This is a genomic window from Streptomyces boluensis (assembly GCF_009908195.1).
In the GTDB taxonomy this organism is placed as follows: domain Bacteria; phylum Actinomycetota; class Actinomycetes; order Streptomycetales; family Streptomycetaceae; genus Streptomyces; species Streptomyces boluensis.
This window is the reverse complement of record NZ_JAAAHS010000456.1, coordinates 1-5,405: the sequence shown is the minus strand read 5'-3', so window position 1 is coordinate 5,405 and position 5,405 is coordinate 1. Positions and strand designations below refer to the sequence as shown.

Sequence of the window (5,405 nt, the reverse complement as noted above, 5' to 3'; positions counted from 1 at the left end):
GTGCGGGGCGCGGGGACTTCGGTGCGGGGTGCGGGTGTCTCGAAGCGCGGGGTGGCCGCCTGCCGCTCGGCGCGCGGCGCGGGGATGGTCGCGCGCGGCCCGGAGGCGGCGCCGATGCCGTGCGCGAGGCCGGTGGCCTGCGCGGTGGTGGTGATCAGCTCCTGCGGTACGACCAGGACGGCACGGACACCGCCGTACGCGGAGGGGCGCAGCGACACCTGGAAGCCGTACGCCTGCGAGAGCCGGCCGACCACGGCGAGGCCGAGGCGCGGGCTCTCGCCCAGGTCGTTGACGTCGATGCCCTGCTGGGCCTGCTTCAGCATCCGCTCGGCGCGGGCGCGGGCCTCCTCGCTCATCGAGACGCCGCCGTCCTCGATCTCCACGGCGATGCCCGACTGCACGTCGACCGCGGTGAGATGGACCTTGGTCTGCGGCGGCGAGTAGCGGGTGGCGTTGTCGAGCAGTTCGGCGAGCGCGTGGATCAGCGGTTCGACGGCGGTGCCGACGACGGCGATGTCGGACACCGAGTGCAGTTCGACGCGCTGGTAGTCGATGATCCGCGACATGGCGCCGCGCATCACGGAGTACAGCGGTACGGCCCGCGCCCACTGGCGGCCGGGCCGGGCGCCGCCGAGCACCGCGATGGAGTCGGCGAGGCGGCCGATCAGGGCGGTGCCGTGGTCGATCCGGAGCAGGTCGCCGAAGACGTCCGGGACCTGGCCGTGCCGGTCCTCCATCTCCCGGAGTTCCTGGGCCTGTTGGTGCACGATCGCCTGCACGCGGCGGGCGATGTTGACGAACGCCCGCTGCGCGGAGTCACGCAGGTCCTCCTCGGCGGTCACCGCGCTCACCACCGAGCGCAGCACCTTGAGGTGCGCCTCCGGGGCGTCGATGGCACCGAGTACGTCCTCGGGGAAGTCGCCGCGGCGCAGCCGGGCCACGACGTCGGGCAGCATCTCCTCGGCGACCCGTACGGTCTCCGCCTCCTGCCGCCCCAGGGCCTCCCGCAGGGCGGCCGACTCGGTGCGCAGCGCGGCGATCCGGCGGCCGCGACGGGACGCAGTGGCGCAGGCGACGGCCACGGCGATCACCGCGACGACGCCGATCACGATGACCGCGACAAGGGCGGACGCGTCGACGAACGGGGCCGTGGCGCCGACCGCGACGGCGGTGGCCGCGGGAGGCAACAGCCAGAGCGGGACGGGTGACTTGGGACTTCCAGGGGATGCCCCCGCGCGAACCCTCTGCACTGCGTTACTCCCGTACGTACGCGAAGATCATCCGACGGGTCGGTAGCGTAACGCCTTCGAGTGAATCCGCAGGACCAGGGGTCAAGCCCATGGCCAAATGTGCGCGTCCCGGGGCAACCGAGGTGTAAGGAGGGCCCGGCCATGGGGTGTTGTGGTGACCACACCCATGACCGGGCCCGCTGACCAGGCGTCAGAACACCCGGTGAGCAACCGTCGGACGAGCGGCCGTCAGGCCGCCGCGGCGTCCGCGGCCTGCGCCTTCAGTGCGCGCTCGACGCCCGCGCGGGACTCCGAGATCAGCCTGCGCAGCGCGGCGTTGGGCTCCTCCACCGCGAGCCACGCGTCGGTCAGGTCCAGGGTGGCCTGCGAGACCTGGAGCGACGGGTAGAGCCCGACGGCGACCTGCTGTGCCATCTCGTGTGAACGAGATGCCCACACATCCTTCACAGCAGCGAAGAACTTCTCGGTGTACGGGGCGAGGAGTTCACGCTGATCGGTCTGGACGAAGCCGCCGATCACCGCTTCCTGCACCGCGTTGGGCAGCGCCGTCTTCGCGTCGGACGCCTCCACAACCGAGGCCCACGCCTCCGCCTTGGCCTCGGCGGTGGGCCGCGCCGCACGGGCCGTGGCCGCGTGCCGCTCACCCGCGGCGGTCCGGTCCCGCTCGTACTCGGCGGCGATCTCCTTCTCGCCGGCCCGCCCGGTCGACGCGAGCCGCTCCAGGAACGCCCAGCGCAGCTCGGTGTCGACGGCCAGGCCCTCGAACGACTCGGTGCCGTCCAACAGGGCGTTCAGCAGGTCGAGTTGGTCGGGCGTACGGGCCGCGGCGGCGAACGCGCGGGCCCACGCCAGCTGGTGGTCGCTGCCCGGCTCGGCCGCGGTGAGGTGGTCGAGCGCGGCCTCGGTCCAGCGGGCCAGACCGGTGTCGCGCCAGTCCGGGGCCGCGTACAGCTCAAGGGCCAGCTTGACCTGGCGGTGCAGCGACTGCACGACGCCGATGTCCGACTCCTTGCCGATGCCGGAGAGCACGAGCGCCAGGTAGTCGCGCGTCGCCAGCTCGCCGTCGCGGGTCATGTCCCAGGCCGAGGCCCAGGACAGGGCGCGCGGCAGCGACTCGGTGAAGTCGCCGAGGTGCTCGGTGACGACCCGCAGCGACTCCTCGTCGAGCCGGACCTTCGCGTACGACAGGTCGTCGTCGTTGAGCAGGATCACCGCGGGCCGCTGCTTGCCCACGAGGTCCGGTACGGCGGTGAGTTCACCGTCGACGTCCAGCTCCACGCGGTCGGTGCGCACCAGCTTGCCGCCCCGCAGCTCGTACAGGCCGACGGCGATGCGGTGCGGGCGCAGCGTCGGCTCGCCCTTGGCGCCCTCGGGCAGCGCGGGGGCCTCCTGCCGGATCGCGAAGGAGGTGATGACACCGGAGCCGTCGGTGCCGATCTCGGGCCGCAGGATGTTGATGCCGGCGGTCTCCAGCCACTTCTTCGACCAGGTCTTCAGGTCGCGTCCGCTGGTCTCCTCCAGGGCGCCCAGGAGGTCGGAGAGCCGGGTGTTGCCGAAGGCGTGCCGCTTGAAGTACGCCTGCACACCGCGGAAGAACTCGTCCATCCCGACGTACGCGACGAGCTGCTTGAGAACGCTCGCGCCCTTGGCGTAGGTGATCCCGTCGAAGTTCACAAGAACGTCATCGAGGTCATTGATTTCAGCCATGATCGGGTGCGTGGACGGCAGTTGGTCCTGCCGGTACGCCCAGGTCTTCATGGAGTTGGCGAACGTGGTCCAGGAGTGCGGCCACTTCGACCCCGGCGCGTAGGCCTGGCAGGCGGCCTCGGCGTAGGTGGCGAACGACTCGTTCAGCCACAGGTCGTTCCACCACTCCATGGTGACGAGGTCGCCGAACCACATGTGCGCCAGCTCGTGCAGGATCGTCGACGCCCGCACCTCGTACGCCGCGTCGGTCACCTTCGACCGGAACACGTACTGGTCACGAATCGTGACGGCACCCGCGTTCTCCATCGCGCCCGCGTTGAACTCCGGCACGAACAGCTGGTCGTACTTGGCGAACGGGTAGGCGTAGTCGAACTTCTCCTGGAACCACTCGAAGCCCTGCCGGGTCACGTCGAAGATCGCGTCCGCGTCCAGGTGCTCGGCGAGCGACGGCCGGCAGTAGATGCCGAGCGGCACGCTCTGCCCGTCCTTCTCGTACGAGGAGTGCACCGCGTGGTACGGGCCGACGATCAGCGCCGTGATGTACGTCGACATGCGCGGCGTCGGCTCGAAGACCCAGAGGTCGTCCGTGGGCTCCGGCGTCGGGGAGTTGGAGATCACCGTCCAGCCGCTCGGCGCCTTCACGGTGAACTGGAAGGTCGCCTTCAGGTCGGGCTGCTCGAAGCTGGCGAAGACGCGCCGCGCGTCCGGCACCTCGAACTGCGTGTAGAGATAAGCCTGATCGTCGACAGGATCCACGAACCGGTGAAGCCCCTCACCGGTGTTCGTGTACGCGCAGTCCGCGACGACCTTCAGCTCGTTGCGGCCCTCGCGGAGTCCGGACAGGGCGATCCGGGAGTCGGCGAAGGTCTGCGTCGGGTCCAGGTGGTCGCCGTTCAGAACGATCTCGTGCACGGTGGGCGCGACCAGGTCGACAAAGCTCTCGGCACCCGCCTCGGCACTGTCGAAGCGCACGGTGGTCACGGAGCGGTACGTGCCTCCCTGCTGCGCACCGCTGAGATCCAGGTCGATCTCGTACGCGTCCACGGTGAGCAGGCGCGCCCGCTCCTGTGCCTCTGCGCGGGTGAGATTTGTGCCAGGCACGCTGTCATCTCCTCGGGATGGGACTTTTCGGCAATCCTTGCATGCCCCGTGGGCATGCTGGGGGGGCGTACGGGATGTCCGTGACTCCTCCCCCTCCTGTAATGAGGGGGCTTCTCGCTATGCCGGTGGGGCGTTGCGACGGACCAGCCCGGCCCGTAGAACGTTGCGTGCGCCCACCGTGTCCGCGTGCGCGGTGTGGCCGCAGGAGACGCAGTGGAACTTGTCCTGTGTGGGCCGGTTCTCTTTCGCGGTGTGCCCGCATTCGGGGCAGGTGCGGGAGGTGTTGCGGGGGTCCACGGCGATCACGTCTCGTCCGGCGCTTTCAGCCTTGGCGTGCAGGATCGTCAGGAACACCCCCCCCAACCGGCATCGTTGATCGACTTGTTCAGCCCGGCCTTCGCGGCGGCCCCGTTGGGCAGGAAGGTGCCCGGCTGGTTGGGGTCGGGCTTGGGTGCGGGGGCCTTGCCCATGTTGCGGATCTTGAGGTCCTCATGCGCGATCAAGTCGTGTGCGCGGACCAGGTCAAGGGCGGTCTTGTGGGCGTGGTCGAGCCGCTGGCGACGCACCGTGCGGTGCAGATCGGCGACCTTCTCAACGGCCCGCTGGTGGTTGGCTGTTCGCTTGTCCCGGCGCACCCGGGGGAAGCGGGCAAGGGCCTGCTGTGCGGCTTCGAGCTTCGCGGCGGCCCTCCGGCCGTGGCGCGGGTTGGGTACGAACTCGCCGTTCGAGTCGGCGAGGAAGTTGGCTATGCCCAGGTCGACGCCGACCACACTGCCCGCCGCGGGCAGCGGCTCAGGCTGCTCCTGCTCAGCGGTCAGGACCACGTACCACTTCCGACCCTCGCGCTTGACGGACACAGTCTTGACCTTGCCGACCACGGGCCGGTGCTGGTTGACCTTGACGTGGCCGACGCCTTGGAATCGGACGCGGGTGACCGGGTCGTGCGGGGTGGAGTCCCAGCGGCAGCCGTCACCGTCCTTGGGGAAGTCCACTGTGTCGAACCAGTTCACGCCCCGGAAGCGCGGATAACCCGGTGTGTCACCGGACTTGACCCGCCGGAAGAACCCGGCGAACGCCTTGTCCAACCGGCGAAGCGTCGCCTGCTGCGAGCTGAAAGACCAACGCCCTTGCCGCTCGGGGTCGAACGCCCGGATCTCCTTGAGCTGCGCGGACTGCATTCCGTACTTCACGGATGTCTTCGAAACATGCCGGTAAGCATCGCGGCGTTCCTGCAACGCCCCGTTGTAGAGCGAGCAGTGATTGGCCAGCATCTCGCCCAACGCGGCCTGCTGTCCCACGGTGGGCCGCATCAGGAACTTGTACGCACGCATCACCCGACCCACCCCC

The 5,405-nt window shown here is 69.8% G+C and carries 2 protein-coding genes and 1 pseudogene; all 3 read right to left on the bottom strand.

Translation table 11 applies throughout. The features are described from left to right. Positions 1–1,250: sensor histidine kinase (locus GUY60_RS33600; protein WP_161704809.1), on the bottom strand; the 1,250-nt coding region annotated here is incomplete at its 3' end. Between the two features lie 228 nt (positions 1,251–1,478). Beyond that, a complete protein-coding gene (pepN, locus tag GUY60_RS33595) occupies positions 1,479–4,058 on the bottom strand; it encodes an aminopeptidase N (protein ID WP_161704807.1) in 2,580 nt (859 codons plus the stop codon). 117 nt (positions 4,059–4,175) lie between these two features. Further along, positions 4,176–5,392 (bottom strand): annotated as a pseudogene (locus GUY60_RS33590) (RNA-guided endonuclease InsQ/TnpB family protein). Positions 5,393–5,405 lie beyond the last annotated feature (13 nt).